General features: G+C 45.5%; 26 protein-coding genes and 1 pseudogene. 16 read left to right on the top strand and 11 right to left on the bottom strand.

The genetic code is table 11. The annotated features are described in order from the left end of the window. The first annotated feature begins 19 nt into the window (after nucleotides 1-19). From AR383_RS02060 to AR383_RS02045, 4 genes are all read left to right on the top strand, one after another. Nucleotides 20-907, top strand: coding sequence for an ABC transporter permease (locus AR383_RS02060; RefSeq protein ID WP_083481465.1), 888 nt, complete (start codon nucleotides 20-22; stop codon nucleotides 905-907). Then, nucleotides 900-1,856, top strand: coding sequence for an ABC transporter permease (locus tag AR383_RS02055; RefSeq protein ID WP_055731632.1), 957 nt, complete (start codon nucleotides 900-902; stop codon nucleotides 1,854-1,856). Before AR383_RS02060 ends, AR383_RS02055 begins: the two co-directional genes overlap by 8 nt. A 44-nt stretch (nucleotides 1,857-1,900) precedes the next feature. Further along, entirely contained in the window at nucleotides 1,901-2,905 is a 1,005-nt protein-coding gene (locus AR383_RS02050) for an ABC transporter substrate-binding protein (protein WP_055731631.1), read from the top strand. A gap of 421 nt (nucleotides 2,906-3,326) precedes the next feature. After that, nucleotides 3,327-4,484 (top strand): GGDEF domain-containing protein, encoded by a 1,158-nt coding sequence (locus AR383_RS02045; protein WP_188407235.1) that lies wholly within the window; start codon nucleotides 3,327-3,329, stop codon nucleotides 4,482-4,484. Between the two features lie 490 nt (nucleotides 4,485-4,974). On the opposite strand, the gene AR383_RS02040 is transcribed toward AR383_RS02045, so the two are convergent. Then, nucleotides 4,975-5,646, bottom strand: a complete 672-nt coding sequence (locus AR383_RS02040) for a type 1 glutamine amidotransferase domain-containing protein (protein ID WP_055731629.1) — start codon at nucleotides 5,644-5,646, stop codon at nucleotides 4,975-4,977. A gap of 117 nt (nucleotides 5,647-5,763) precedes the next feature. On the opposite strand from AR383_RS02040, the pseudogene AR383_RS02035 reads away from it, so the two are divergent. The 3 genes and pseudogenes from AR383_RS02035 (at nucleotide 5,764) to AR383_RS02025 (ending at nucleotide 10,058) form a co-directional block, all read left to right on the top strand. After that, a pseudogene (locus AR383_RS02035) lies at nucleotides 5,764-6,647 on the top strand (LysR family transcriptional regulator). Nucleotides 6,648-7,145: 498 nt separating this feature from the next. Continuing rightward, nucleotides 7,146-8,654 (top strand): arabinosylfuranosidase ArfA, encoded by a 1,509-nt coding sequence (gene arfA / locus AR383_RS02030; RefSeq protein ID WP_055731628.1) that lies wholly within the window; start codon nucleotides 7,146-7,148, stop codon nucleotides 8,652-8,654. A 486-nt stretch (nucleotides 8,655-9,140) separates the two neighbouring features. Beyond that, nucleotides 9,141-10,058: an IS5 family transposase gene (locus AR383_RS02025; RefSeq protein WP_055731627.1), complete on the top strand. Its 918-nt coding sequence runs from the start codon at nucleotides 9,141-9,143 to the stop codon at nucleotides 10,056-10,058. Between the two features lie 71 nt (nucleotides 10,059-10,129). Here AR383_RS02025 and AR383_RS02020 read toward each other — a convergent pair whose 3' ends face one another. The 9 genes from AR383_RS02020 to nifL all read right to left on the bottom strand — a co-directional run bounded on the left by AR383_RS02020 (nucleotide 10,130) and on the right by nifL (nucleotide 18,606). Further along, on the bottom strand, nucleotides 10,130-10,642 hold the full coding sequence (locus AR383_RS02020; protein ID WP_055731626.1) for a hypothetical protein: 513 nt from the start codon (nucleotides 10,640-10,642) through the stop codon (nucleotides 10,130-10,132). A gap of 24 nt (nucleotides 10,643-10,666) precedes the next feature. Then, nucleotides 10,667-12,070 carry a type I secretion system permease/ATPase gene (locus tag AR383_RS02015; protein WP_055731625.1) on the bottom strand — a complete coding sequence of 468 codons (1,404 nt, stop codon included), beginning with the start codon at nucleotides 12,068-12,070 and terminating at the stop codon, nucleotides 10,667-10,669. Between the two features lie 19 nt (nucleotides 12,071-12,089). Continuing rightward, a complete protein-coding gene (locus AR383_RS02010) occupies nucleotides 12,090-12,272 on the bottom strand; it encodes a hypothetical protein (protein WP_055731624.1) in 183 nt (60 codons plus the stop codon). A 72-nt stretch (nucleotides 12,273-12,344) separates the two neighbouring features. Next, nucleotides 12,345-13,112 (bottom strand): molybdate ABC transporter substrate-binding protein, encoded by a 768-nt coding sequence (gene modA / locus AR383_RS02005; RefSeq protein ID WP_055731623.1) that lies wholly within the window; start codon nucleotides 13,110-13,112, stop codon nucleotides 12,345-12,347. Nucleotides 13,113-13,156: 44 nt separating this feature from the next. Next, nucleotides 13,157-13,780, bottom strand: a complete 624-nt coding sequence (locus tag AR383_RS02000; RefSeq protein ID WP_055731622.1) for a nitrogen fixation protein NifQ — start codon at nucleotides 13,778-13,780, stop codon at nucleotides 13,157-13,159. Nucleotides 13,781-13,788: 8 nt separating this feature from the next. Then, the gene (locus AR383_RS01995) at nucleotides 13,789-14,055 is read right to left on the bottom strand and encodes a 4Fe-4S dicluster domain-containing protein (protein ID WP_055731621.1); all 267 of its coding nucleotides are present in this window, start codon (nucleotides 14,053-14,055) and stop codon (nucleotides 13,789-13,791) included. Beyond that, complete coding sequence (nifB, locus tag AR383_RS01990) at nucleotides 14,055-15,353, bottom strand: nitrogenase cofactor biosynthesis protein NifB (protein WP_055731620.1); 1,299 nt, start codon at nucleotides 15,351-15,353, stop codon at nucleotides 14,055-14,057. The genes AR383_RS01995 and nifB overlap by 1 nt, the downstream gene beginning before the upstream one ends. Nucleotides 15,354-15,502: 149 nt before the next feature. Beyond that, nucleotides 15,503-17,050, bottom strand: a complete 1,548-nt coding sequence (gene nifA / locus AR383_RS01985; RefSeq protein WP_055731619.1) for a nif-specific transcriptional activator NifA — start codon at nucleotides 17,048-17,050, stop codon at nucleotides 15,503-15,505. Continuing rightward, nucleotides 17,050-18,606 (bottom strand): nitrogen fixation negative regulator NifL, encoded by a 1,557-nt coding sequence (gene nifL, locus AR383_RS01980; RefSeq protein ID WP_055731618.1) that lies wholly within the window; start codon nucleotides 18,604-18,606, stop codon nucleotides 17,050-17,052. Before nifL ends, nifA begins: the two co-directional genes overlap by 1 nt. 678 nt (nucleotides 18,607-19,284) lie before the next feature. On the opposite strand from nifL, the gene rsxA reads away from it, so the two are divergent. Genes rsxA through AR383_RS01945 form a run of 8 tightly spaced genes read left to right on the top strand, consistent with a single transcriptional unit; the run spans nucleotide 19,285 to nucleotide 24,478 of the window. Beyond that, complete coding sequence (gene rsxA, locus AR383_RS01975) at nucleotides 19,285-19,866, top strand: electron transport complex subunit RsxA (protein ID WP_055731617.1); 582 nt, start codon at nucleotides 19,285-19,287, stop codon at nucleotides 19,864-19,866. Between the two features lie 10 nt (nucleotides 19,867-19,876). After that, nucleotides 19,877-20,113 (top strand): (Fe-S)-binding protein, encoded by a 237-nt coding sequence (locus AR383_RS21890; protein ID WP_232304777.1) that lies wholly within the window; start codon nucleotides 19,877-19,879, stop codon nucleotides 20,111-20,113. Continuing rightward, nucleotides 20,038-20,400 carry an RnfABCDGE type electron transport complex subunit B gene (locus tag AR383_RS01970; protein WP_232304776.1) on the top strand — a complete coding sequence of 121 codons (363 nt, stop codon included), beginning with the start codon at nucleotides 20,038-20,040 and terminating at the stop codon, nucleotides 20,398-20,400. The genes AR383_RS21890 and AR383_RS01970 overlap by 76 nt, the downstream gene beginning before the upstream one ends. A 9-nt stretch (nucleotides 20,401-20,409) precedes the next feature. Beyond that, nucleotides 20,410-21,891 (top strand): electron transport complex subunit RsxC, encoded by a 1,482-nt coding sequence (rsxC, locus tag AR383_RS01965; RefSeq protein WP_055731616.1) that lies wholly within the window; start codon nucleotides 20,410-20,412, stop codon nucleotides 21,889-21,891. Further along, complete coding sequence (locus AR383_RS01960; protein ID WP_055731615.1) at nucleotides 21,888-22,895, top strand: RnfABCDGE type electron transport complex subunit D; 1,008 nt, start codon at nucleotides 21,888-21,890, stop codon at nucleotides 22,893-22,895. Before rsxC ends, AR383_RS01960 begins: the two co-directional genes overlap by 4 nt. Further along, on the top strand, nucleotides 22,895-23,509 hold the full coding sequence (rsxG, locus tag AR383_RS01955; RefSeq protein WP_055731614.1) for an electron transport complex subunit RsxG: 615 nt from the start codon (nucleotides 22,895-22,897) through the stop codon (nucleotides 23,507-23,509). The genes AR383_RS01960 and rsxG overlap by 1 nt, the downstream gene beginning before the upstream one ends. Nucleotide 23,510: 1 nt before the next feature. Beyond that, a complete protein-coding gene (locus AR383_RS01950) occupies nucleotides 23,511-24,200 on the top strand; it encodes an electron transport complex subunit E (protein WP_055731613.1) in 690 nt (229 codons plus the stop codon). 11 nt (nucleotides 24,201-24,211) lie between these two features. After that, nucleotides 24,212-24,478 carry an RnfH family protein gene (locus AR383_RS01945; protein ID WP_055731612.1) on the top strand — a complete coding sequence of 89 codons (267 nt, stop codon included), beginning with the start codon at nucleotides 24,212-24,214 and terminating at the stop codon, nucleotides 24,476-24,478. 321 nt (nucleotides 24,479-24,799) lie between these two features. Here AR383_RS01945 and AR383_RS01940 read toward each other — a convergent pair whose 3' ends face one another. Next, nucleotides 24,800-25,348 (bottom strand): carboxymuconolactone decarboxylase family protein, encoded by a 549-nt coding sequence (locus tag AR383_RS01940; RefSeq protein WP_055731611.1) that lies wholly within the window; start codon nucleotides 25,346-25,348, stop codon nucleotides 24,800-24,802. 129 nt (nucleotides 25,349-25,477) lie between these two features. On the opposite strand from AR383_RS01940, the gene AR383_RS01935 reads away from it, so the two are divergent. After that, nucleotides 25,478-26,380: a LysR family transcriptional regulator gene (locus tag AR383_RS01935; RefSeq protein WP_055731610.1), complete on the top strand. Its 903-nt coding sequence runs from the start codon at nucleotides 25,478-25,480 to the stop codon at nucleotides 26,378-26,380. Nucleotides 26,381-26,445 lie beyond the last annotated feature (65 nt).

The raw sequence follows: 26,445 nt of genomic DNA, 5'->3' as shown, positions 1-26,445 counted from the left end.
CACAAAGGAGGCCTGTAGCGTGAAAAAATATTTAGCAGACAGCCAATGGTTTTCACTAGTGAGCTTAATCGTCGCGATTATCGGGATTTGGTATTTAGCGGCCTTAATCATGAATGGTAACCAACTAATCAACACTCTTGAACGTAAAAAACAGGACTGGACTTACAGCCAAGTAATTAAACAAGCTTATGCGGTTAAACGGCCGATGCTTCCGCCGCCGCATCAGGTAGCTATGGAGCTAAAAAAGTCGGTATTTGAACGTTCGGTTAGCTCGAAACGCTCACTGGTGTTTCACAGCTTTATCACCTTAAATTCAACCTTATTAGGCTTTGTTTTTGGTTCGATTTTGGGCATTGTCATCGCCATTGGCATTGTGCATAACAAAACCCTTGATGCCAGCTTAATGCCTTGGGTGATTGCCTCACAAACCATCCCGATTTTGGCCATCGCGCCCATTATTGTGGTGGTATTAGGGGCGTTAAACATTACCGGCGTGGTGCCCAAGGCGATTATTTCCATGTATTTATCGTTCTTCCCCGTCACCATTGGCATGGTGAAAGGCTTGCGCGCCTCAGACACCCTGCATCAAGAACTTATGTACACCTATAACGCCAGCGCCTTACAAACCTTTTGGAAGCTACGTTGGTACTCTGCCCAACCCTATTTGTTTGCCAGCTTAAAAGTCGCGATTGCCGCAGCTTTAGTGGGCGCGATTGTGGCCGAGTTACCCACCGGTGCACAAGGCGGACTCGGCTCTCGCTTACTCAGTGGCTCCTATTACGGGCAAACCGAACAAATATGGGCCGCCCTAATCATGGCCGCCTTGCTCGGCTCATTGTTAGTTTGGTTGGTGAGTGTGGCCGAACGAGCCTTACTTAAACGCCGTGGAGGACTAGCCAATGCCTAAGTCTTTAAGCTCCTTATTACTACTGGCAATATTAGCTTGCCAATTAGTATTACTGGCCACCGCCGACAGTGGTTTTTACAGCCAAAATCCGGCTTGGTTAATCTTGCTTATGGCCTGTGCTGTAGCCGCCAGTGCCTTACTCTCACGGCTCACCCAGCTGTGCGAGAGCTACCCTAGTAAACAGGCCTATATTAAGCCGCTTATTCCGGGGCTATTTGCTTTCATGCTGTTATTGTTTTGGCAAAGCATCGTGGTGGGTTATGCCGTCTCCGCGGTGCTATTACCTGCTCCTAGTGCGATTTTCTCAACCTTAATCAACAACCTGCCCACCCTGTGGACAGATTTTAAACAAACCTATCTAAAAGCAGTGTTATCAGGCTACTTTATAGGCTGTTTATCGGGCTTCATCGTAGCGCAGTGGGCAGTTAAAAGCGCCTTTCTACGCAAGGGTTTAGTCCCCCTAGGTAACTTTATGTCGGCCATTCCAATCGTGGGTATCGCACCCATTATGGTGATGTGGTTTGGCTTTGATTGGCAGTCAAAAGCGGCGGTGATCGTGGTGATGACCTTCTTCCCCATGTTCATCAACAGCCTTACTGGTTTGCAGTCTTGCGACGCGATTCATAAAGACTTAATGCACACCTACGCGGCCAGCAAAACCCAAACCTTTGTGAAGAGTCAACTACCGCAAGCCTTACCGTTTATTTTTAACGCGCTAAAACTGAACTCTACCTTGGCCTTAATTGGCGCCATTGTAGCGGAATTTTTTGGCACCCCCATTGTGGGCATGGGTTTTCGAATTTCCACCGAAGTGGGAAGAATGAATATGGACATGGTGTGGGCCACCATCGTAGTGGCGGCGATTGCCGGTTCATTGAGTTACGGAGCTCTGGCTCTGCTCGAAAAACCCTTGCTCTTTTGGCACCCCTCATTCCGAGGAAACAAGTAACACTAAAACCAGCTTTTACTTTCGTCATATAAAGGGACTTAACTATGAAAAAAACGATACTTTCTTTAGCCTCAGGCGCAGCACTTTTGGCCGCTAGTTTTAGTGGCAGCGCAGCAGAAAAACTGACTTTACAATTAAAGTGGGTAACTCAAGCGCAATTTGCCGGTTATTACGTGGCCTTAGATAAAGGCTACTACAAAGATCTAGGCATAGACCTCACCATTAAACCCGGTGGCCCAGACATTGCCCCAGCCCAAGTATTGGCCGGTGGCGGTGCCGACATTGTAGTGGACTGGCTACCTTCAGCCCTAGCCACTCGTGAAAAAGGCTTACCACTGGTGAATATTGGTCAGATCTACGGTAAATCAGGCATGATGCTAACCTGTCTAAAAGACAGCGGCATCGCCACTCCAGCAGACTTCGCCGGTAAAACTTTAGGGGTATGGTTCTTTGGTAACGAGTATCCCTTCCTAAGTTGGATGTCTAAACTGGGCTACTCTACAGCGGGCGGTGCCGACGGGGTTACCGTACTTAAGCAAGGCTTTAACGTAGATCCTATCTTCCAAGGTCAAGCCGATTGTGTATCTACCATGACTTACAACGAATACGGCCAAGTACTAGATGGCGGCTTAACCCCAGAGGAATTAGTGCTATTCAAATACGAAGAAGAAGGTGTAGCCACTTTAGAAGACGGCTTGTACGTATTAGAAGACAGCCTAAAAGATCCTAAGAAACTTGACGCTTATGCGAAGTTTTTAAAAGCCACTATTAAAGGTTGGGAATGGGCAGCAGCTAACCCTGAAGATGCCGGCCTTATCGTATTGGAATACGACGACACCGGTGCGCAGACCGAAGCTCACCAAATTCGTATGGCTAAAGAAGTGGCCAAACTGCTTAGCAATAGCGACAAAGGTATTGGCTACTTAGAACCAGCCGCTTATGAGCGCACCGTTAAAATTCTACTCGACAGTGAGTCAACGCCGGTTATTACTAAACAACCAGAAGGTGCTTACACCCACGTAGTATTTGACGCCGCAGCGAAGCTATAAACGCTTCAACACTTTAAAAAGGGTTTATTTTTATAAACCCTTTTTTGTTAGTTTCCCCGCCAAACAACTGCAAACGTCTATCCCCTGTAAATCATTCCTATAACTACATAAAAAACCTATCAATCAGCAGTTTTTGCATGATGAAACATTGCGCTAAAACAAGGTTGCTTCAAATTTAATGGTATATGGTCACAAAATCCTCATGGAACAATCATACTGCTGAGTTATTAGTTGCGCCTTTGAAAACGCTACCAAATTCAAGCCAAGCGGTGTGATGAGCTAGACACCTACAGCAATGAAATAACAGCGCCGTTACGGATGACGCTGCGGATAAAAAAAAGATAAATTTATAGTGATGTTAGATATAAAAACTGTTTTTTTTATATTAGCCAGCTCCCACTTGATAGGTGCGGTGGTATTAATGTTTTTAGCCCACAGTTATACTGAAATTGCTGGAATTAAAGAATGGGCAATTGGCCGCACCTTAGTAGCCGCAGCCCTGTGTTTTTATATGTCTCGCTTGGCCATTCCGGTTGAATTATCGGTATTTCTTGGTAACGGATTACTCTGTTTAGGATTATATAGTGCGCTGCGCGGCAACTGTAAGGTGGTAGCGCGAGCTCCGCAAATATCGCTCAAACAATTCGCCCTATTACTGCTATTGTTACTGGCCGTGCTGATGTACTGGACCATCATCAATTATAGTTATGTCTACCGAGTCAGCCTAATGAGCTTAGTCACCACTGCATTCATGCTGTTGTTGATTGACTCTATTCGCCCTAGAAGCAAACAACAGCGCAGCTTAGGCAAACGCTTGTTAATATTCTCTTACGCCACTCAAGCCCTAAGTGAATCGAGTAAAGCATTGGCGCTACTCTTTAGCACTCAGCCTGAAAACCACTTATTTACTGCTCAATCGGTTACTGCCCTGCCCATGTTTATTGCAGCTTGCGCTTCAATTATCACCACCGTAGGTTATTTTGCCTTGGTAGTAGAAACGCTAAACAAGCGACTTATAGCTTTATCCGATATTGATTCCTTAACCCAAACCTTAAATCGGCGGGCGCTATTGGAAAAAGCCAAGGTGTTAGTTGAGCAACAAAAACCACCTTATCAAACCGCAATATTGTTTATCGACATTGATAATTTTAAATTAATTAACGACACTCACGGCCACGCCTCTGGCGATTGCGTATTGCAACAGGTGGCCAATACCCTAGCGCAGCAACTCGGTGAAGCCCCGCTATTGGCCCGCTTTGGCGGCGAGGAATTTGTGGTCATCTTGCCTGATACCAGCGAAAAGCTAGCCTTGGCCATTGGCGAAAACATTCGCAGTGCAATAGAAGCAATGACGCCAGTATTAACTGCCATAGGCCGAGTGACCTGTAGTGTTGGCGTAACCACTAGCGCGCAGAAACAAAATGCCGACTTATTCTTCGCTTTATTACACGAAGCCGATAGCGCGATGTACCACGCCAAACAAAACGGCAAAAACCGCGTCAGCCTGTATAAACCAAAGATGAAGCGAGTTAAGCAGGAACAACAGCAAAGCCCGTTAGAAGTGAACTTAGAGCTTTAATACAGGGAAAGAAAGCGACAGACACCATGTTATAACCGGGTAGTTGTGAGGTCTGACCAAAACTAATTCAATTTAGCCACAATCATGGGTAGTTACTCTTTGGTGAAACAAACTGCCCAACGCCTGCTTAAGCGATGTTTAGAGATTGAGTTTCGAGAGTGAAAGCCTTCATCGGCCAAGGCAACATGTTACGGTTTGCAACGCGGCAACAATGTAATCTTCATTAAATAACTCAGTTCGGACAAAATAATTTAGAGTTTGAACTTAATTAGCAAAGTAGCAATTAGTTCTAAAGCTAAGTCATGTGACAAAGCATCCTAGAACAGTTTCAATTAACGATGGCTGATCTTGGGAAAACTTCGAGTTAGCTAGCTTAGCTAACTCGAATAACGCCACTTCTGAGCCGAAAAATGCCAACTGTGAATGCGGGAGAGAAATTCTTATCGGACATGTTACCGCATTGAGGTAGGGTTTAAGTCCCAATTATCGTTTAAGCCAATAGATCCACGATGGCTTTACCGACGCCATGAGCGCTTGTAGGGTTCTGCCCTGTGATAACACGACCATCCACAATCACAAACTCTTGCCAAGGTTGAACTTTTGAATAACGAGCTGCACCACGTGCCAAAGACTCTTCCAAAAGGAAAGGAATGTCATTGATGGTGCCAAAATCGATCTCTTCTTCACGAGTGAAACCTGTCACTGACTTAGACTCAAGCAACTTGTCACCATTGCTTAGTGTGATAGGAAGAAGAGCAGCAGGACCATGACACACGGCTGCAACAATACCGCCATCTTCATAATGCTTTGCTGAAATTTTTGCAAAGTCTTCGTTGCTCGCCAAGTCGGAAAGAAGACCGAAGCCACCTGGATAAAATATTGCGTCGTAGCTGTCGCCGTTGATCTGTGACACTGGAATCGTGTTATTGATACGGTTTTGGAAATCATCATTAGCTAAGATTTTCGCATTTACTGCATCACCCTCGATATCGGTTCCATATAGTGGAGCCTGACCACCTTTAATCGAAGCAATGTCGTAATCGAAGCCAGCAGCAAGTAGTTCGCTAAGTGCATGAGTTAGCTCTGGTGCGTAAGTTCCGTTCGCTTGGTCAGTTTCACCCAGCGTCGCATGGTTAGTTACAATAATGAGTACTTTCTTCATGATGGTTTTCCTATTGGTTTAATTGTATTTGTTGAACACCGACATACTAATTGCTAAACGATTAAGTGATAATACGCCATATTGACAAAACATTATTGCTATTTAGCAAAGGTAGTTATGGACAGTTTTGAGGGCATCAACGAGTTTGTTACGGTTGCAGAGAGCCTAGGGTTCTCTGCGGCGGCAAAACAATTGGGTTGCAGTACCAGTCACGTCAGTCGCCAAGTCACTAGGTTGGAAGAACGATTAGGTGTCGCCTTGTTAGCACGATCGACAAGAATGGTGAGCTTAACCGAAGCTGGCCAAGCATATTACCAACAGTGCAAAGAGTTAGTCATTGGACTTCAACAAGCCAATGAGCAACTCACCACGCAACAAACGCAATTGAGCGGTACCTTACGAGTGAGTGCCGCTGGCGCGTTTGCTGAAAACTATGTAGCGCCAGCTTTAATGGAATTCGCCAAACAACACCCTAATCTCACGGTAGAAATAAACTTCAACACCAGCATGGTGAACTTTATTGAAGACGGTTTTGATTTTGCCATCCGTTATGGGAGGTTAAGCGATTCAGGGTTGGTTGCGAGAAAGCTTGTAGATCGTCCCATGGCTGCTGCAGCCAGTCAGAACTACATTGATGAGCATGGCTTGCCGACTCACCCGAACAGCTTAAGCATCACAGTTGTATTATCACCAATAAAGATATGTGGTTGTTTGAAAAGAATGGCAAACCTTTAAATGACGTGAGAGTACGGGGTCGGTGGAAAAGCAATAATGCCCACACCGTTTTGCAAGCTTGTACAGAGGGCTTAGGCGTGGCGTATCTACCAAAAAGCAGCTTTAGCGATGCCATTACATCAGGTCGTTTAGTACCAGTTCTTGAGCCTTATTGGGGAAGCGGCAACAGCAGTTGGATTGTATATCAAAACCGTCATTTCCTACCATTAAGAGCGAGGCTGGCCATCGATTTTCTACTCGACCACTTTGCAGAATGGCAGGAATGACAAATCTCAAAACAAACAGCAGCAACCAAGCTTGGAATGAGGTAAAAGTGTTTCAGCCTGATCAGGCCAATATGAAGATGGACAAAAGTTTGCCAGTATTTTTGCTAATTTAGTAATTGGTGAATAAGTTTCATTAGGAAAAAATTGCTTATCTTCGCTCTAGCGCTGCACTACTTAACAAAGCAAAGAGTGCCGTCTAAATTTCTCATACTTGCTAACTCTAATATTATTTGTCCGATTCCGCTCTGTCACTTTTAATCTTAATCCCAACCCACCAGCACTTTCTCAACTAAAGGCACAAACAACGTTGGACGCTAGTCCTTTACTTATGCGCGAAACGTGAGCAATGTTTCATCAATTTACAGTGGCATTATATTTATTTTAATTGTTATAGGCGGCTTGTTTACTTTATCATTTATTTCACAAACGGCTCTTTAATTATTTTGTTTTATTAAAACTGGTATCCTATTTATTTTTATTTTTTTAAAAGGTTGAATAATGAAAGGAAAAGTTATTTTTGATAAAGACTATATCATTTCGAAAATTGATAATCGCATTTATGGATCTTTTATAGAAAACTTGGGGCGTTGTATTTACGGTGGTATCTATGACCCGGAAGATCCCACAGCTGATGAAAACGGCTTTCGTCGTGACGTTATACAATTAGTAAAAGAGCTAAATGTGCCCATGGTTCGTTTACCCGGTGGTAACTTTATCGCCACCTACGTTTGGGAAGATGGGGTCGGCCCAAGAGAAAATAGACCCAGAAAACCAGATTTAGCTTGGAAATGTATCGAGACCAATCAGGTGGGCACCAACGAATACATGGATTGGTTAAACGAAATTGGTGCAGAAGCCATGATGACGGTCAACATGGGTACTCGGAGTATTTTGGATGCGCTTAACTTACTTGATTACTGTAACCGTGACAGTGGCACGCACTACAGCGATCTTCGTATCTCCCATGGCTATAAAAAACCGCATAACATTAAAACATGGGCTATTGGCAATGAGTTAGATGGCGACTGGCAAGTCGGTCAAAAAACACCTTTCGAATATGCGCGTTTAGCTAGAGAAACCGCAAAAGCGATGAAGCTTCTTGATGGCAGTATCGAAATTGTTGCCGCAGGCAGCGCAGGACAAGAGTCACCAACTTTTGGCGAATGGGAGCAAACACTCATTCAACAAGCTCATCCCTATATCGATTACATTTCACTGCATCAGTATTATTTAAACCTAGAAAAGGATACCGCAAACTTCCTAGCGAAGACCTTAGCATTTGATGAATACATACAGTCTATCGGCAACCTTATTGACTATATGAAAGTGAAAACTCAATCTAGTCAAGATATTCACATCTCGCTAGATGAGTGGAATGTTTGGTATCACAATCGCCAGCAGGATCACGAGACGATACGAGACCGTGGCAAAGATTGGCCAATAGCCCCCGCTATTCTCGAAGAGCCCTATAACTTTGAAGACGCTCTTGTCGCGGGAGCCATGTTAATTGCCTTAATTCGCAACTGTGATCGAGTAAAAATTGCGGCTTATGCTCAACTGGTGAATGTGCTGGCACCAATAATGACAGATAAGAATGGTAAAGTTTGGAAAAATACTATTTTTTATCCGATTTACTACGCATCAAAATACGGTCGAGGGACTGCTTTAAGAGGCATTATCCATTGTGATAAATATGACTCTAGAGATTTTTCTGACGTGCCATACCTAGACTCGGTAGCGGTTATTTCTAACGATGAAACAGAGCTGACAATATTCGCAATTAATAAATCATTAAATGAAAACATGGTGGTTAATTGTGACTTGCGTTCATTTGGTCGTGTAGAAATGACCTCTCATATAGCGTTAGAAAATAACGATGTATATGATATTAATTCTTTAGAACATCCTGATAAGGTGGTACCTAAGTCAAAACCCCTCACTCAAAACTTAAACGAAATCGTTATCTCACCGCTGTCCTGGAATATGTTACGATTTAACATCGCATAACAATAAACCTAGATCCCTAGTACCCTTTCAGACTCGCTAATGGCGGAAAAAATCGCCATTAGCAAGGGGACTTGTTTTTTAGTATTGGATTATGGAAATCTGGTCACATAAATATTTTCGAAACTCAGTGCAACTCTCTAATTAATCATTTATGTCTACGTTCGAATATTTGAGCATTTTTATTTGTAATGCCAGAAATACTGGTAATGTAATTTAGCGTTGTTTTTTACTGGAATTTTAGATAAGCCCTAACAACCGCTATGCGCCAAGTGCTTTGTAAGGATGCTCAAACGATAGAATATTTTACTTGCCTTTTATATAGGCAACACCGTCAATTTGAACATGAAGCCCAGATTCGCCACCATGATGAGCAAAATCAGTTGAAATTGTTTTTCTAGCTGGATAGGGCGTTGTTTCCTAAATCAGATTGAACTAACTCAGCAGTCGCGGATCTGATCAGTATCTATATCTGTCGGGTCACCAAACATGGGTAAAGCGAAAGGCAACATCACCAACTGGAAGCAGTACAACAGTGCACTGAAGCAACGCGGCTCATTGACCTTCTGGATGGATGAGAAAGCCATAGAACTATGGAATAACACTGAGCGCAGTGGTCGTCGAGGGCGCAGCCAAACTTACAGTGACACCGCTATCGCAACTGCGCTGATGATTAAAGGCGTATTCAAGTTACCACTGCGTGCTCTTGAAAGCTTCATCAACTCATTGTTTCGCCTGCTCAAGGTCGACTTAAAATCTCCCGATTACAGTTGTATAAGCAAGCGAGCAAAGACTGTTGAAGTCAACTATCGCCTACCTAGCCAAGGTCAAGCGGCTCACCTCGTTATCGATGCTACAGGTCTTAAGGTGTTTGGCGAAGGAGAGTGGAAGGTGCGTAAACACGGCGCTGAAAAGCGTCGAGTCTGGCGAAAACTGCATATGGCAGTAGATGCCCAGAGCCATCAGATAGTGAGTGCTGAGGTCTCGATGGACTGGGTTCACGATAGTGAAGTGTTACCCACCTTGTTGAGACCGCTGCGGCGCAAAGTGAAAGCAGTAAGCGCTGATGGTGCCTATGACACACGGCAGAGCTATCAAGAAGTACAACGTAAGAAGGCTGTTGCACTAATCCCTCCACGCAAGAATGCAGGTATGTGGGAAGCGGGTCACCCACGGAACGTTGCAGTAAAAGCCTTGAAGCAAGGTGAGTTGGAAAACTGGAAACGGGACAATGCTTACCATCTTCGTTCACTATCGGAGACGGCGATGTATCGTTTCAAACAACTGCTTAGCGACAAGTTGAGTCTACGTTGTTACAACGCCCAAGTCGGCGAAATCATGGCCGGAGTGTGCGCGTTGAACAAAATGAGCAGGCTAGGTATGCCTGCTCGTCAGCTAGCTGAATAAAGAGGAAAGCGCCTTGGGGTTACTGCATTCTTGGCTCTGAATTGATCAACAAGGCCTTACTAAATTCGACATTATTTCCCTCTAAAATCAATAATCAACAAAAAAATAAATAAAAACACAAAGATAAGATAAGTAGAATAAAACGGACTTATTGGTGTAAAATAGTACTTCTTCGCCAGAGATTCATTCAACAATCCCTTGCCATCAAAAAATATATCAACAACAAATTTGTCACTAAGGGAGCTATATACAACCGGTATATACTTTATACATATTGGCGAACCAATATATTCTCTAAAATCAGGTATATATGGCAATATAAAGGGTCGATCCACCATGAATTCAAACCTACCTTCATTATTATCAATAATCAGATACCAAGCTGAAAATGTTTTACCAGAACCAGGTCCTTCACCAGTGTAAACATATGACGTGACAGTTCCACAAACTTCACTAGTATCTTTAAACGAATCATCACTTCTAAAAAAACCATTATATTCCGGCAGCATTCCCACGAGAAACATACAAACCAGTACCAACAAAAGCTTCTTTTTCCAGCTTTCTTCTGGAACCCTAATTCTCATCTCCCCTCCAATAAACAATAAAATTTACAATTGACTACTAAACAACTTAGAGTAGAACCCACTCTTAGTAAGCAATGTTGCGTGATTACCAACTTCAATAAGTTGCCCTTCATTAATAACAAATATCCGATCACAGTTTCGTATGGTATTTAAACGATGGGCAATGCTTATTACTGTTCGCCCTTTGGTTATCTCTGGAAGGCGATTAATAATTGCAGCCTCTGACTCATAGTCTAATGCGCTTGTTGCTTCATCCAATATTAAAATTTTAGGATTGGTAATGAGTGCTCTAGCTAGGGCTATTCGTTGCCTTTGCCCGCCTGACAAATTGCCAGCACGTTCGGTTAAGGGGGTGTTATAGCCTTGCTCAAGTTCGCATATAAACTCATGCGCTCCGGCAAGCTTGGCGGCTTGCTCTACCTTAGAGTTGCTCGCCTGTGGGCAGCACTGCCGAATATTGTCGGCAATAGAGCCAGAGAAAAGGTGATTGTCTTGAAGTACAATGCTCATATTGCGACGAAGTTCAACCGGATCTGAAATAGCCAAGTCTTGCCCGTCTATATATATTTCTCCAGAGTCTGGGCTATATAAACGTTGCACTAGCTTAGTTAATGTACTCTTGCCTGAGCCCGAACTTCCGGTAATGCCAATAAACTCGCCAGGTTCTATAGAAAAGCTCAAATTTCGCAATACTTCAGGCGCGTCGCTTTGATAGCGGAATCGTACTTGATTAAAACGAATAGCGCCTTTAACTGGCGGGCTTGAAGTTAAACCCTCAGAACCCGCTTCTGGAGGTTCTGACAAAATATCGCCAATACGCTTTAATGAAATAAGCGAGTGTTGAAACTCTTGCCAAACTTGTGATAAACGTAAAATAGGTTGAGTCACTTGGCTAGCTAACATATTAAAAGCCACTAACTGCCCTGCGGTTAAGTCCCCAGATAGAACTAGTTTAACGCCTAACCATAATAGTAAAGCTGCAGATAATTTTTGAATTAGTCCAACGCCCTGCTGCGCCCAAATACTGGTAATACGAGCACTAAAATTAGATTTTAATTCAAGAGCCAAGTTTAACTGCCATTTTTTAACAAACCCATGTTCAACTGCATTAGTTTTAATGGTTTCTATGCCTGTGATCGCTTGATTTAAGTAAGCTGTATTTTCGGCTGAACATTCAAAGCTATTATTTACACGTCTTCTTAGGCTTGGCCCAACAAGCAACCAAAAAACAAAATACATAACTAATGATATACACACAACAGCAGTTAATCGAGATGAATAGAAAAACATTACCAGCAGAAAAACACCAACAAAAAACAAATCTAAAACTAGGCTTAGTGCAGAACCGGATAAGAATTGGCGAATCTTGTCCATCTCCCTAACTCGCGCAATAACCTGACCACTTTGTTGTTTACCAAAAAAGCTCATGGGAAGTGAAAGCAAGTGTTTATAAACCCAATACCGTGGGTGGCAATACTAGGGGCAAGGTAAATAAAGCCCCAACAAAAGACTTAAGCCGCGATTGGGTTTGCGATAACCACCATGCTAAAGGGGTGGCTACCAACACTAAGACTAGGGTGACCACCAAGGCCAACTTCAAGGTTAGCCATACCACCATTAAATCAGGCATCTCGTCTCCCCACGGCTAGTCTATAAGTGAATAAAATCTACAAGCGTCTTGAACTACTGCAGCGCTACCGAGTTAAGGAATGGAATAACCCGCTGCTCTAATTAGCTCTTGAGTGCTGTCGGTCTGTAAATAAGCCATCAGTGCTAGTGCAGCAGGATTATCTTTACCCTTGGTCAACAACACCACGTCTTGTTTAATTGGTGAATACAGTTGCCCTGGCACCAACCACGCAGCGCCTTGACTGATTTCACCATCAACTAACACTTGAGATAAGGCTACAAAGCCTAGCTCAACCGCACCGGAGCTGATTTGCTGAAAGGTTTGCGCCACCGACTGGCCTTCAACCAATTTGTTTTGTACTTTCGAGTAAAGTCCCAACTGCTCTAAGGCCTCAACGGCTGCTGCGCCATAGGGAGCGGTTTTTGGGTTACAAATGCCTAAATGCCTAAAAGTATTACTGCTCAAAACCTTGCCTTGCTGATCAACAAGGCTGGCATTAGGCGACCACAATACTAACTGGCCTTGCGCATAAGAGCGCTGAGACTCGGCTAATGCTAGCTGTTGTTTAACCAATAGGCTTGGGCGAGCTTGATCGGCTGCAAAAAATACTTCAAAAGGCGCACCGTTAATAATTTGTGCGTACAGTTTGCCGGTAGAGCCCACCGATATTTGCATTTTATGCTGGGTATCTTGCTCAAACAGCTGGGCAATTTGTTGCAAGGGTTGGTAAAAGTTGGCCGCCACCGCTACTTGAACGGTATCGGCGGCACAGGAAAAACTGAAGTAAGCACTTAGGGCAGTTACGCCCACTAACAGCGCTTTAAAATTACATTTAATCATTACTACTACCTCGGTAAATACTTACTCAATAACGATCTTAAGATTTATACGAAACACTCACTGTAACTGGAGCATTCTGCGCAACTTGGCGCACGACATACATAGTCACCACCTTGCTGGCATAAGTAGCGATAGAAAAACCGCTTCCAGCGCATGTTATTGGTATTCATGGCATGCAAATCTGGGAAATTGTATTTCAATAAAGCGCCTAATTCGGCACGTTCACTTAGGCCTAAGCTGCGCCATAGGTGGGCCTGCGATAAACAAGCGGTAGCAACAACAATCGCCATTTGCAGCGCATAAGGCGCTTTAGGGTTGGCGTATTCTATCAGTACATCAATCAGCTCATTACGTTCTTGAGCGCGTAAACTAAACACCTCGGCAAGTACTTCCGAACGCTTTCGCAGATTAGCTTTGAACGGTTGCCGCCATAACAGTTCTTGATTCTCTACTTCTCGGCTATTAACGGCGCGTTTTAGCTCCAAATAACTGGCGTTATCCAAACCTAAACCATGGGGTAAGGCGGCATTCCCAGCCAGTTGAGCCAAAATAATACCTTTAAACCACGCTCGGTTTCGCAGAGACATGGGGTGAGTCACCTTGCTTAAGGCTTGCTCCCAAGCGGGCCCAATATAACTATCTTCGGCTTCTAGTAACTGATGTTCCATAGTTCCTCCTAGCTCGAAAAGGCAATCACATTAGGGTCTTGCGGTAAGCCGGTTAATGAACCTGGCGGGTTCAGTGCTTCACCTTGGGCGTCGACTATGGCTGTTTCTACCGGGCAAATCTGCGCACATTGTGGCCCCTTACCGAGGCTTTTACACTCGTTACAGCGGTGTTCAATGATGCTAAACTTAGCACCAGCACTCGATACCGCTCCCTGAGGGCACACCTCTTTACAGGCGTAACAAGAAATACAGGCTTTAGTAATTGATAAGGCCATTATCCACACTCCCCTACACTACAAGGTGATGCTTTGCTGCGTTGTGCTTGCAACTGCTGTTGAATCGCACTTAAGGCTTGCTCAATGTCACGCAGAGCGTATTGAGTGACCACTTCAACCCCTAGCTCGGCTAACTCTTGTTTAGGGGCTAAACCAATACGGCTACATAAGATTTGGTCGAAGTGATTAAGCGCAGACAAATCTTTTTGTTGGCTCTCTGGCTCGCATTCGTCGCTACCCGAGCAGTATTGCTGCCAGCTAAAGTCAGCTTGTTTCTCAATGCTATCGGCACTCACTAAGTAAGTGCTAAATTCACTGGCATGGCCAAAGTGCTGATCAATAAGCAGCTTGCTCTTAGTGGCAATCGCGATATGCAGCGGCTTGCTAGTATTGGCCGTCGGGTTTTCTAAAGCCGCTATATCAATATCTTGGCCCAGTTTACCCACAGCGTCTGCACGACATTGTTGGCAATGGGTCATTTGGCTCATACTTTGCCCAGCCAGCGCTCGAGCGTTATCTAGTTCTTCTTTAGTGGGGCCGCGTTGTCCCATCAAGCCAAAATAGGTGCCATGAGCGGGGTCAGAAATCAGCGGCATTACGTTGTGAATAAAGGCTCCGTAACGCCCTAGCTCTTCGGCAAGAGCTTCGATATGGTGATCATTAATTCCTGGAATCAATACCGTATTTACCTTCACCAACATACCCGCTTTAATCGCCGCCTCTAAACCGATTAACTGGCGATCGATCAGCGTTTGCGCTGCTTTTCTTCCGCGTAGTCGTTGCTGATTAAAATACACCCAAGGGTAAATCTTCTGACCAATGTCAGCATCGATACAATTGATGGTGATGGTGAGGTGTTTTACTCCAGCCGCAATTAAATCGTCTAATTGGTCGGGTAAAGCCAAGCCGTTGGTAGAAATACATAAATGTACCTCGCTATCCACTTTAGCAATGGCTTTTAGGCTAGCCAAGGTAGCTTTTGGATTAGCTAAAGGATCACCTGGCCCTGCAATACCCACTACTTGGGTTTCCGGTACGTGCTGTTTCACTTTTTGGAAACGTCTAGCAGCCATGGCTGGCGACAACAACTTAGAGACCACTCCGGGGCGAGTTTCGTTGCTGCAATCAAATTTGCGGTTGCAATAGTTACACTGAATATTACATGCCGGCGCTACCGGTAAATGCATTCGGGCATAACGATGCCCTTCTTTAGAAAAGCAAGGATGCTTCTCAACCAAGGCTGCTTGCTCTTGAGTTTTTGTATCCTTGGGCTGCTCGCCGAGTGCTTGAATAGTCATATAAAGCTTCCCTGTTAACCTTTTACATGACTGAGTTGCAATCTACGTACCAGTGGCCATATTTATATAAAACAATAAGTTACGGTGGTTTACTTTGTAGCGGAAGGAAATTGGCTGTCGGGTTTGTCGCAAATCCGACAGCCAAAGGTTTACATTTGACGTACGTTGATGTTCATGGTTTGAATACGATAAGCAATTTGCCGTGGTGTCATATTTAGCAGCCGAGCAGCCTTGGCTTGCACCCAACCCGCTTGCTCTAAGGCCGCTATCACCCGTTCTCGCTCATCCATATCAGAATGTTCAACCATCGGTTTTTCCACTGGCGCCCTGGGCGCAAATTTAGGCCCATCTAGCCCATCTAAGACAATCAAATCTTGATCAATAATGCCGCTTTCGCTCATTACCGATGCTCGCTCCAGCATGTTTTCAAGCTGACGCACGTTACCGGGCCAGTCGTAGGCCATCATCATACGAATAGCGCTGTCGGTTAAAGACAACTCGCGGCGTTGCTGCTTAGACAGTTTCTCTAATAGAAACTCTGCTAAATCGGGTAAGTCCTCAATACGCTCACGCAACGGCGGCGGGAACATCGGCATTACATTCAGTCGGTAATACAAATCTTCGCGAAAGCGCTCTTGTTTCACTTCCTCTTCAAGGTTGCGGTTGGTGGCGGCCAAAATCCGCACATCCACGTGCAGGGTTTGAGTGCTACCTACCCGCTCAAACTCTCCTTCTTGCAGTACCCTAAGTAACTTAGCTTGGAAGGCTGCTGAAATTTCGCCAATTTCATCTAGAAATAAGGTGCCGCCGTCGGCCATTTCAAAACGCCCTTTTCGCTGCTTCACCGCGCCAGTAAAGGCGCCCTTTTCATGACCAAACAGCTCCGACTCTAACAAGTTGTCGGGCAAGGCGGCGCAGTTAAGCTTAATAAACGGCCCAGTGGCGCGTGGTGAGTTATAGTGAATGGCGTTGGCAATCAGCTCTTTACCAGTACCCGATTCACCACGAATTAATACCGTACTATCCCACTTAGACACCAAGCGGATCTGTTCAAATACGCGGCGCATCACCCGTGAATGACCCACGATGTTGTCCATGGAGTAGTTGCTTCTTACCTTGCGGCGTAGCCGGTCTCGCTCGGCTTGTAGTTGATCGGTTTGTACCGCCACGTCTTTCGCCAGCAAGACACTTTTAGCAATCAAATTGGCGGTCATTTCTAGAAAGCGAGTAAATAGCGGCAGCTTACTGGGATCATCCAATAAAGGCTGGGCCGCCAATACCCCTAGTACCTCGGCATTTTTCTTAATCGGAACCGCAATAAAGGGTAAGTCCAAGGCGTAAAGGTCTAACTTATCGGCAAAGCGTAAATCATTAGACACCTTACTTAACACTATCGGCTGTTTCTGACTCAATACCGTACCCACAATGCCCTCGCCGGCACGATAACGCACATTATTAGGCATGTTCGAGCCTTCCAGCTTAGGAGAGTGAACAGTATCGATGGTGAGCATTTGCTCGTTTTCTTCCATTAAGGCCAACATGGCATGTTGCAACATCGCTTTGTCGTGCAATACCTGTAATACCTTACTGACACTTTGCTTATAATCTAAGCTGTTGGTGAGTACGCTACTCACTTCATATAGCGCCGCTAAGTGACTCTCGGCTATGTGCGTTTCACGCTTCGTTGAATATTCCATTACTCACCTCGCTTATTCCGACCTAGCGGGAGAACAATACGTGCCTTACAACCGCCTAATGATGTACTTTGATACTGAACTGTACCGTTATGCTCGCTCACAACTTGCTGCACAATACTTAAACCCACCCCTCTACATCCGTTGTTGTTGAGAGGCTTAGTACTGTAAAAGGGCTCAAATACTTTTAATTGCAATTCCTTTTTAATCCCCGGCCCACTGTCTTCCACAGTAATTTCAATGTCCTCATCAATTAACTGGGTACTACAAACGATGTCTCTGCGGCTTTTCTTTCCGTAATCGATGGCTTCAATGGCGTTGTCGATGAGCTGCTTTAAGGCTACTCGAAGCCTAGAGGGCTGCCCGGTAAAGGTTGGTAAGGTGCCGTTCAAGCTAAGCTGCAGAGTAATACTGCGTTTGAGCAAGCGCTCGCTGCTCATTTCAGTCACCTCGTGTACCAGCTGATTCACGTTCACCGATTGCATGGGCTCCTGAGCCTGCTGTGGTAGCGCGCTTTGTAGTTGGGCTATAGCCGCATGACCAGCTTCTAAGCCCGCTTGCATGGCGTCGATACGCGCGCATTTATTCGACACACCACAGAACATTTGCAGCGCTGCATCTATAACATTAATTGGCCCCTGAATTTGGTGAATGGCAGCGTGTAAAGCCTCTTGCATACTATGGAAGGCTTCTGTTTCGGCGGTAGAGCGGCGTAGCTCGGCTAAGCGTTGCTGTTCTTGACGACGACGTTCACGCGTCACCTCGCTTAAGGTGATCACCCAGTAACGGGCAATTTTAGGTACGAAGTAATCATCAACTTCTGAGCCAGTCAGCTCCACCGAAGACAAGCAGCACGAAAACCAACGTTTGCTTTCGCCTCGGCCAATTTCAATATTGAAGTTATGACCTTCGGGAAAATCCTCATAGGCTTGACCAGCGGATTTTTGTAAGCGATTGCCCAGCTGCCCCATGGCTAAACTGACCGGCTCGCTACCGAAATCACTGCGCAGGGTTTTATAAGCTAAATTATCTAATATTATCTGTTGCTTATCATTCACTAAGGCAATCGCTACTGGCGCGGTATTGAGCACCGCTTCAACCATAGCTTTTTGATTAGCCGCTTTGGTTTGGCTTTGATGACGCTGGCTAATGTCTTCATGCACACTCATATAATGAGTAATTTGACCGCTCTGGTCTTGCAAACCGGTGATAGACAGCTGAGCCAAATAACGCTGGCCGTTCTTTTTTCGGTTAATTAGCCGTCCTTGCCAATTACCACCATTGCCAATACATTCCCAAAGTTCCTGATACACAGCTAAAGGTGTGGTTTTGTAACTTAATAAAGAATGATTTTTCCCTAGCAATTCTTCTTTTTGGTATCCAGTTACCTGAGAAAAACGCTGGTTAACAAACACAAAGTTGGCATTTAAATCACCAATAGACATCGCCATTGGCATTTGCTCTAAGATCTGAAAGCACTGCTCTAGGATCTGCTGTTTACTGATTGGAGTGGGCTGATTAAGCGCTTCTTCCAAGGTAGACTTAATTTGATTCATCATCTTATCAATCCCTTGCATTGCTAAATAAAGTGCTGAACACAATAGAGCACAATGCAAAGGGTATTCCCGACTGCCAAGCCTTGGGGCACGCGGTTTGTTTAGATAAGCTTTGTTTGATTTACAACAAAATTTATTATGTTATTCATTATTTTTGTCGGGTTTATTACTATAAATGGGCTTGTTTAAGCGCGAATAAAGGCCTGCCGACACCGCTGTAAAACTGGGTTTCTCCCAATTTTGGAGCAATTCACCAATTTGGTACGTTGTTTGTGGTTATCTTCCAACACTCTGGATGACTTCCCTGCAAAGCGAAGCCAACTTCAGTTAAAAAAATCCTTAATAAAAAAGTGGGTAACTGACTTAGCAAGTCTTAATGATAATTCACAAAACCTGAACAAACGGTCAACAATGTTAAATTTTTCTAAGTTCGGCAAGCTCCCAAAAATAAGCCACTTAACAATTTTTAGCCTTGTTAGTTTTACAACAAATTTACTTATGTAATACATCAGCTTTGTCGGGTTTTTGTGCCAAAATCAAGCTTTGCGCACCGTTTTAGACGCTTTGTAAACCCCTGTTACAAAAGGAACATTCATCACAAAGGGTAATATTTCACCAATTTGGTACATTCCATGCATCGCAAGCTAGCATAGTAAGCTTAACTAGATTTTGGAGTTCCCAGTGGCTGAATATCTTCTCATTTTCATTAGTACTGCTGTCGTCAACAACGTGGTGCTTGGTAAATTCTTGGGCTTGTGTCCATTTATGGGGGTGTCGAACAAAATCGACAGTGCTTTAGGCATGGGCCTAGCCACCACCTTTGTACTCTGTTTAGCCGCGGTAGCAGCTTGGCTGATTGAATCCCTGCTACTGGCACCGCTGGGAATTCAAGTGATGCGTATTCTGGTGCTAATTGTGGTGATTGCCGCTGTAGTTCAGCTTACCGAGTTACTAATTCAAAAAAACAGTCCCGAGCTTTACCAAGCCTTAGGGATTTTCCTGCCTTTAATTACTACTAACTGCGCTGTACTGGGCGTTGCCCTGCTAGTGGTACAAAACGACATGAACTTTCTAGAAACGCTGTGTTATGCCTTTGGCTCGGCAGTGGGTTTTAGCCTTGTGATTGTTCTTTTTGCCGGTTTAAGACAACGCCTCAAATTAGCCAAAGTGCCAGAGGCCTTCGCCGGTTTACCGATTGCTTTTATTACCGCGGGCCTACTGTCGATGGCATTTTTAGGCTTCAGTGGCATGGTGAGTAAATAGGAGAATAACGATGATCTTTGTTTCTATCTTAATCCTTTTTCTCCTTGGCGCAGGCATTGGTGCCCTACTGGGCTGGGCCTCTAAGGCCTTAAAAGTAGAAGGCGACCCAAGAGTAGATGAACTGGAAGCCATGCTACCAGGTGGTCAATGTGGTCAATGTGGTGAAGCGGGTTGCCGCCAAGCCGCCGAAGCAATGGTAGCTGGTCGTTTAGCGCCAAGCTGTTGTCCCCCGGTGGCAATGCCTTAGCGTCTAGTATCGCCAGTTTCTTGGGGGTAGAACTGGACTCAAATTCCAGCTCGATCCCCGTGGTGGCCTACATCGATGAAGCCAATTGCTCTGGTTGTACTCGCTGCTTTAAAGCCTGCCCCTTCGACGCGATTGTGGGCGCCAGTAAACAAATGCATACCGTAATTAGTCAAGTTTGTACCGGTTGCCGCTTATGTGAAAAGGCCTGTTCTCAGGGCTGCTTAAGCATGCAAGAGCAAGCCGAGCAACTGAATACTTGGCAGTGGCCAAAACCCAAGATCGCTTAAGGAACCGACATGTTTAGTTTAAAATCCAAACCCTTCAGCGGCGGTGTTCATCCTAAGGGTTATAAAGAACTCACTCAACAACAAAGCATTAGCCGCAGCTTTGAGCCCGACCGGGTTTATTTGGGTATGCAACAACGCAACGGCTCTATGCTGCATTGCTTAGTGAAAGAAGGTGATCAAGTCTTTAAAGGTCAACTTATTGCGCGTGGTAGTAACGAGATGACCGTACCACTGCACTCTCCGGTGAACGGTACTGTAGTAGAAATTAAACCTTTCTTAAGCAGTCACCCTTCAGGCATTAAAAGCCAAACCTTGGTGATAAGCAATAATGGCGATAGCAACTGGGGCGAAGATTTTCCACCCTGCGATTACCTTAAACTCAGCCACGAAGAGATTGTGCAACGGACCTTAGACGCCGGGGTGGTAGGTTTAGGTGGCGCGGGTTTTCCTAGTGGCATCAAACTGCGTTTAGCACGTAAAGCCCACGTACATACCCTATTAATTAATGGCGGCGAATGTGAGCCCTATTTAACCTGTGATGACCGCTTAATGCGTGAGCAGGCCGCAGAAATCATCGCTGGTATCAACATCATGCTACGTGCGGTGGGCGCGACCAAAGCAATGATTGCCATTGAAGATAATAAGCCCGAAGCGATAGCGGCCATGAAAGCTGCCAGCGAAGAGTTTAACGCCCTAAGTATTCATGTGGTACCCAGCCTTTACCCCATGGGCTCAGAACGCCACTTGATTAAAGCGGTAATGGGCGTAGCCATTCCACCGGGCCAACTCAGCACCGCGCAAGGTATTTTGGTGCACAACGTGGCCACCGCTAAAGCAATTTACCAAGCCGTGCGCTTTAAGCGTCCTTTGGTGGAACGAGTTATCACCGTTTCCGGCGACGCGGTTGAATCTCCCACCAACATTACCGTACCGATTGGCAGCTTAGTCTCACAAGTTATCGCCGAGTGTGGCGGCTTAAAAGTTGAAGCCAAACGCTTAATTGCTGGTGGCCCAATGATGGGACAAGTCTTACCTTCCCCCTTTGTGCCCATCGACAAGAGTATTGGCGGTTTATTGGCCTTAAGTGAAGACAAAATTAATCAACGGGAAAGCCAAGACTGTATTCGCTGTGGCAACTGCGTAAAAGTGTGCCCAATGGGCTTAATGCCCTTTCAAATGGCGGCCTACAGCAACCACGACGATTGGGACGGCGCGCGTGAGTTTGGTCTAGATTCATGCTTATTGTGTGGAGCATGTAGTTACATTTGTCCTTCCAGTATTCCACTGGTGCAGTACTTCCAGCATGCCAAGTCGAATATCAACGCGCAGCGCAGCATGGTGCAAAAATCTAACCTGGCACGTCAGCTCACCGAAGCAAGACAACAACGCTTAGCTAAAGAAGCGGCAGCGAAAGAAGCCGCTAAGCAAGCCAAAGCGGCAAAACGTAAACGTCCGGCTCGCGCACGTAAATCACAAGGAGACAGTGAATGAGCAAATTTAACCCCGTTGCGGCGCCGCATACCCACTCCGGTACGTCAACGACTAACATCATGTATTTGGTCGTGTTGGCACTTAGCCCAGCAGCCTTATACGGTGTATGGTTATTTGGTGTGCCTGCCCTCACTGTTCTGATTAGTTGTTGCCTTAGCGCACTGGTAACGGAACTTGTCTGCCTACAGCTGCAACAAAAGAATTGGCGCCAAGCTGTGGATGGCTCCGCATTACTTACTGCTTTGTTATTGGCCATGAGCCTACCTGCTAGCACGCCTTGGTGGGTGGCGGCCTTTGGCTGTAGCTTTGCCATCTGCCTTGGTAAACATGTTTATGGCGGCCTGGGCCATAACCCCTTCAACCCTGCCATGTTAGGACGGGTGATGCTGCTGATTTGTTTTCCAGTGGAACTCACCAACTGGCAGGCCATTTCACTGCCTGAGCTTAGCGCCAGCGGCTTGGTATTTAGCCAAGCGTGGATGGGCATTGATGGGGTTAGCGCCGCCACCCCACTGGCCGACCTACAACAAATTGACCAATGGAAAGAGTTATTACTTGGCCAGCATGCCGGTAGTATGGGCGAAACCAGCGCCTTGCTGATTGCCCTAGGTGGTTTATTTATGATCTGGCGTGGCATTATCCGCCCTCACATTCCGATGGCTTTACTTATGGGTTTATTAGTACCCGCCAGCATTGCCCATATGATTAACCCCGAGGTGTATGCCTCAGGCTTAGCCCATATTTTATCGGGCGGCGCCATGCTGGGAGCCTTTTTTATTGCTACCGACATGGTGACCTCACCTACCAGCCCACGCGGCCAAATATTGTTTGGTGCAGGCTGCGGCTTATTGATCTGGTTGATCAGGAGCTTTGGCAGTTACCCAGAAGGGGTTGCCTTCGCAGTATTGATCATGAATGCCAGTACACCAGTGATCGACCACTACCTCAAACCCAAAGTATTTGGTAGCCAATCTGTATTTAAGCGCAATAAAGGAGCCCAATAATGAGTAGTAGCACTTGGGTAGAAAAACACATTAACAGCAATGTGTATCAATCGGTTTCGCTGGCCATTGCAGTAGGGATCTCCGCCGCGTTATTACTGGGTTTAAATACCATTACCGAGCCGGCTATTGCCGAACGAGTAAAAGAAGACAAACTCGCGGCGATAGACTTAGTGATGCCAGCTGAAAACTACGCCAATGCCCTACTCGATACCGAGCATGACTTCGATGTAGATGGCCGTCATTACACGGTTTATAACGCTTTAGATGAAAACGGCGTAGCCAGTGGTTATGTGGTACAAGTTAGCGCCAACGGCTATTCCGGTGAAATTAAATTGGTGGTAGGAGTCGATGCGCGCCTAAGCATTACCGGAGTTCGGGTATTAAGCCACAGCGAAACACCGGGCTTGGGTGACAAAATTGAAGTAGAGAAAAATCCCTGGGTATTGAGCTTTAATGGCAAAGACTTAAACAATACCACCACTAAACAATGGGCAGTGAAAAAAGACGGTGGCCAATTTGACCAATTCACCGGTGCCACCATTACCCCACGCGCCGTGGTCAATGCGGTACACCAAGCCCTGCTCGACCTAAATACTCAGCAACAAGGAAGTTAATATGAGCCAGTATAAAACGATTATTGCTGACGGCCTGTGGAACAATAACGTGGTACTAGGCCAGTGTTTAGCACTGTGTCCGCTACTCGCGGTTACCTCTAGCGCCACTAACGGCCTAGGCTTGGGCCTAGCCACCTTAGCGGTAATGGTCTTGTCTAATCTTATTACCGCCTTAACCAAAAACTATGTTAGCCGCGCGGTGCGTATTCCCATCAATATTTTGATGATTGCCACCTTGGTTACCATCACCGACATGGTGCTTAACGCCTGGGTTCACCCGCTGCACAAGGTATTGGGTTTATTTATTCCATTGATTGTTACCAACTGTGCCATCTTGGGTCGGGTAGAATCTTTTGCTAGCCGCCAAGCGCCTTTACCGGCAGTGGTAGATGGCTTAGCCATGGGCGTCGGTTTTACCTGGGTACTGGTATTTTTGGGTGGCATTCGCGAAATTATTGGCTCAGGCACCTTATTCGCCGACGCCCATATTCTGTTAGGTTCGGCCTTCAAAGCCATAGAATTTACCGTCATCCCTGATTACCGCGGCTTACTGCTGGTGATTTTGCCACCCGGTGGCTTCATCGTGCTAGGCATACTGCTTAGCTTGCACCGTCAGCTGCAAAACAAACTGAGTGCTAAAGCGGCAAAAGCTGATGAAAGCGCCAGTTGCTGCGCCCCATCAACCAACTAGGAGAAGGCTTTATGTTAGTCAGTATCGCTTACGCCACACCAGAGCAACAGCTCTGCATTAATGTTGATGTGGTAGAAGAAAGCAGCGTGATAAATGCGCTACACCAGTCGGGGATCTTAGATCTTTGTCCCGAAATCGAGCTAGATAAACAAAAGGTGGGTGTGTTTGGCAAGTTTGTCACCCTAGAAACCCAATTAGTCGCCGGAGATAGAGTGGAAATATACCGCCCTATCACTTGGAAGCCGCCCATAGATGATGACGACGATGACGACGAGTAATGGGCAAAACGACTGCGCAAGCGCCGCAACAACGGTGAGATTAATGCCCTTGTAGAGTTAAACCTATGAGGGGTCTAAAGCGCCGTTTGGCTTTATAAATCAGCCCCTTAGGCAAAATGCTTACCCTCATACACCAACGTTGGCAATGATACGAACAATACCAAGTGTTAACTATCGCTGCTAAACAGCGGATTTAAGACACTACGCATTTACAGGGTAATCTGAAGCCGTGTTATTTTGTTTGGTGAAGCCATAGTTCAAGATCTTAAATTAACTGCAAGTAAGGGGTGGTAAATCCCACCCCTTAAACGAGCTAAAATACTATACAGCCAAGGTTTCTACCGCCGGAAAATCGATTTCGGTACCGAGAACTTCGTTGATGTAGTTAGTTAATGTATTTAATGCCACATGGCCAACAATTTCGACAATTTCTTCATCGCTGTAGCCCGCTGAACGAACCGCTTCAAAATCACTGTCAGACAGCTTGCCACGATATTTAACAATCTTAACGGCAAAACCAACTGCCGCAGCGGCTTTTTCGTCTGTGGAAGTCCCACGACGGTTCGCTTCAATTTCGGCCTCATCCAATTTTGCCAAGTTGCTACCAAGATATTGATGCGCAGCCAGACAGTAATTGCAGCCATTCACCTCCGCGACAGCTAGTGCAATCCGTTCGCGGGTTTGAGCGTTCAGCGCTCCTTGGCCAAGCGCGCCATTCAACGCTAAATAACCTTCTAAGGTTTTAGGGCTGTTTGCCACAATTCGAAACAAGTTGGGAACTGTTCCTAAAAGATTGTTAACGGCTTCAAGCGATCCCTTGGAAGCCGCTGGCGCAGCCGCGATAGATTCGGGTGTAGATATACGAGACATGGGTAACTCCTGTGTTTTCCTGATAAGAGAACCCAGCATACAATTAACCTAAAGAAACATAATTAGGGCACCTTTTAATTGTCTGTTACGATATTTGAAATAATCAAGCACTGAGATTGGTCATCAGTTATGGATAAGCTAGAGGCAATGCGCGTTTTTGTTGAGGTAACACAAGCTAATAGCTTTGTAGCGGCTAGCCGTAAGCTAGGTATTTCTGCGCCTGCTGTTACCCGCTCTATCGCCCAATTTGAAAAAACCTTGGGCGTTCGTCTTTTCAATAGAACCACACGCCATGTTCGCTTAACCGATTCAGGTATTCGGTTTTATCAAGATGCCAAACGGATCTTAGACGATGTCGACCAGAGCGTAGCCGCAGTATCGGGAAGCTACACCGAACCTAAAGGCCTGTTAACCATTACAGCCCCTGTGTTGTTTGGACAGCTGCATGTCACCTCTGTGATTACCGAGTATTTACAACAACATCCTTCAGTATCGGTACGCGCAGTTTTCTATGACAGAATCAGTAACTTACTCGATGAAGGTTTAGACATCGCGATTCGGATTGGCCAGCTTAAAGATTCAAGCATCTATGCTATTCCTGTTGGTAGCGTTCATCGGGTACTCTGTGCTTCGCCGCGATATTTAGCAAAACATGGAAGCCCCAAACACCCTAACGAGCTAGTCAATTATGAAATCATTCAAGCCTCTACCGTAGAGCCTTCAACCACATGGCAGTTTGAATCAGCAACGGGCAAGACAAGCACAAAAGTCAACCCGCGTCTGCAGTGCTCGCAAAATGGCGCAGCAATTGAAGCCGCCAAGCAAGGTCTTGGCATAACCCGGCTAATGTCTTATCAAGTTGGTGAGGAATTGAAAAATGGCTCGCTAACTTGCGTATTGGCTAACTACCAACCGCCCCCACTACCGGTCAGTATCGTTCATATAGAAGGGCGACAAGCTCATGCAAAGATTCGATCTTTCATTGACCTAGCCGTCGCTCGGCTAAGGGCCAACCCATTTATAGACCATTAATCTGAATTCATTGGATGCTAATAACGACTATTAAAGCAATAAGGTAATCAATCTAAATAGGTGTT

The organism is Agarivorans gilvus, from assembly GCF_001420915.1.
In the GTDB taxonomy this organism is placed as follows: Bacteria; Pseudomonadota; Gammaproteobacteria; order Enterobacterales; family Celerinatantimonadaceae; genus Agarivorans; species Agarivorans gilvus.
Note: the sequence above shows the minus strand (reverse complement) of the source record. Positions and strands in the feature narration are given on the sequence as shown.

Coding starts and splice junctions, on each gene's coding strand:
- AR383_RS02020 (WP_055731626.1), bottom strand. CDS start 10,642: ATGAGAATTAGGGTTCCAGAAGAAAGCTGGAAAAAGAAGCTTTTGTTG.
- AR383_RS01960 (WP_055731615.1), top strand. CDS start 21,888: ATGAGCAAATTTAACCCCGTTGCGGCGCCGCATACCCACTCCGGTACG.
- AR383_RS02010 (WP_055731624.1), bottom strand. CDS start 12,272: ATGCCTGATTTAATGGTGGTATGGCTAACCTTGAAGTTGGCCTTGGTG.
- AR383_RS02025 (WP_055731627.1), top strand. CDS start 9,141: ATGGGTAAAGCGAAAGGCAACATCACCAACTGGAAGCAGTACAACAGT.
- nifL (WP_055731618.1), bottom strand. CDS start 18,606: ATGATGAATCAAATTAAGTCTACCTTGGAAGAAGCGCTTAATCAGCCC.
- AR383_RS01935 (WP_055731610.1), top strand. CDS start 25,478: ATGGATAAGCTAGAGGCAATGCGCGTTTTTGTTGAGGTAACACAAGCT.
- arfA (WP_055731628.1), top strand. CDS start 7,146: ATGAAAGGAAAAGTTATTTTTGATAAAGACTATATCATTTCGAAAATT.
- AR383_RS02000 (WP_055731622.1), bottom strand. CDS start 13,780: ATGGAACATCAGTTACTAGAAGCCGAAGATAGTTATATTGGGCCCGCT.
- rsxC (WP_055731616.1), top strand. CDS start 20,410: ATGTTTAGTTTAAAATCCAAACCCTTCAGCGGCGGTGTTCATCCTAAG.
- AR383_RS01945 (WP_055731612.1), top strand. CDS start 24,212: ATGTTAGTCAGTATCGCTTACGCCACACCAGAGCAACAGCTCTGCATT.
- AR383_RS01940 (WP_055731611.1), bottom strand. CDS start 25,348: ATGTCTCGTATATCTACACCCGAATCTATCGCGGCTGCGCCAGCGGCT.
- nifA (WP_055731619.1), bottom strand. CDS start 17,050: ATGGAATATTCAACGAAGCGTGAAACGCACATAGCCGAGAGTCACTTA.
- AR383_RS01995 (WP_055731621.1), bottom strand. CDS start 14,055: ATGGCCTTATCAATTACTAAAGCCTGTATTTCTTGTTACGCCTGTAAA.
- rsxG (WP_055731614.1), top strand. CDS start 22,895: ATGAGTAGTAGCACTTGGGTAGAAAAACACATTAACAGCAATGTGTAT.
- AR383_RS01950 (WP_055731613.1), top strand. CDS start 23,511: ATGAGCCAGTATAAAACGATTATTGCTGACGGCCTGTGGAACAATAAC.
- AR383_RS02055 (WP_055731632.1), top strand. CDS start 900: ATGCCTAAGTCTTTAAGCTCCTTATTACTACTGGCAATATTAGCTTGC.
- AR383_RS02050 (WP_055731631.1), top strand. CDS start 1,901: ATGAAAAAAACGATACTTTCTTTAGCCTCAGGCGCAGCACTTTTGGCC.
- AR383_RS02015 (WP_055731625.1), bottom strand. CDS start 12,070: ATGAGCTTTTTTGGTAAACAACAAAGTGGTCAGGTTATTGCGCGAGTT.
- AR383_RS02040 (WP_055731629.1), bottom strand. CDS start 5,646: ATGAAGAAAGTACTCATTATTGTAACTAACCATGCGACGCTGGGTGAA.
- modA (WP_055731623.1), bottom strand. CDS start 13,112: ATGATTAAATGTAATTTTAAAGCGCTGTTAGTGGGCGTAACTGCCCTA.
- nifB (WP_055731620.1), bottom strand. CDS start 15,353: ATGACTATTCAAGCACTCGGCGAGCAGCCCAAGGATACAAAAACTCAA.
- AR383_RS02045 (WP_188407235.1), top strand. CDS start 3,327: ATGTTTTTAGCCCACAGTTATACTGAAATTGCTGGAATTAAAGAATGG.
- AR383_RS21890 (WP_232304777.1), top strand. CDS start 19,877: ATGATCTTTGTTTCTATCTTAATCCTTTTTCTCCTTGGCGCAGGCATT.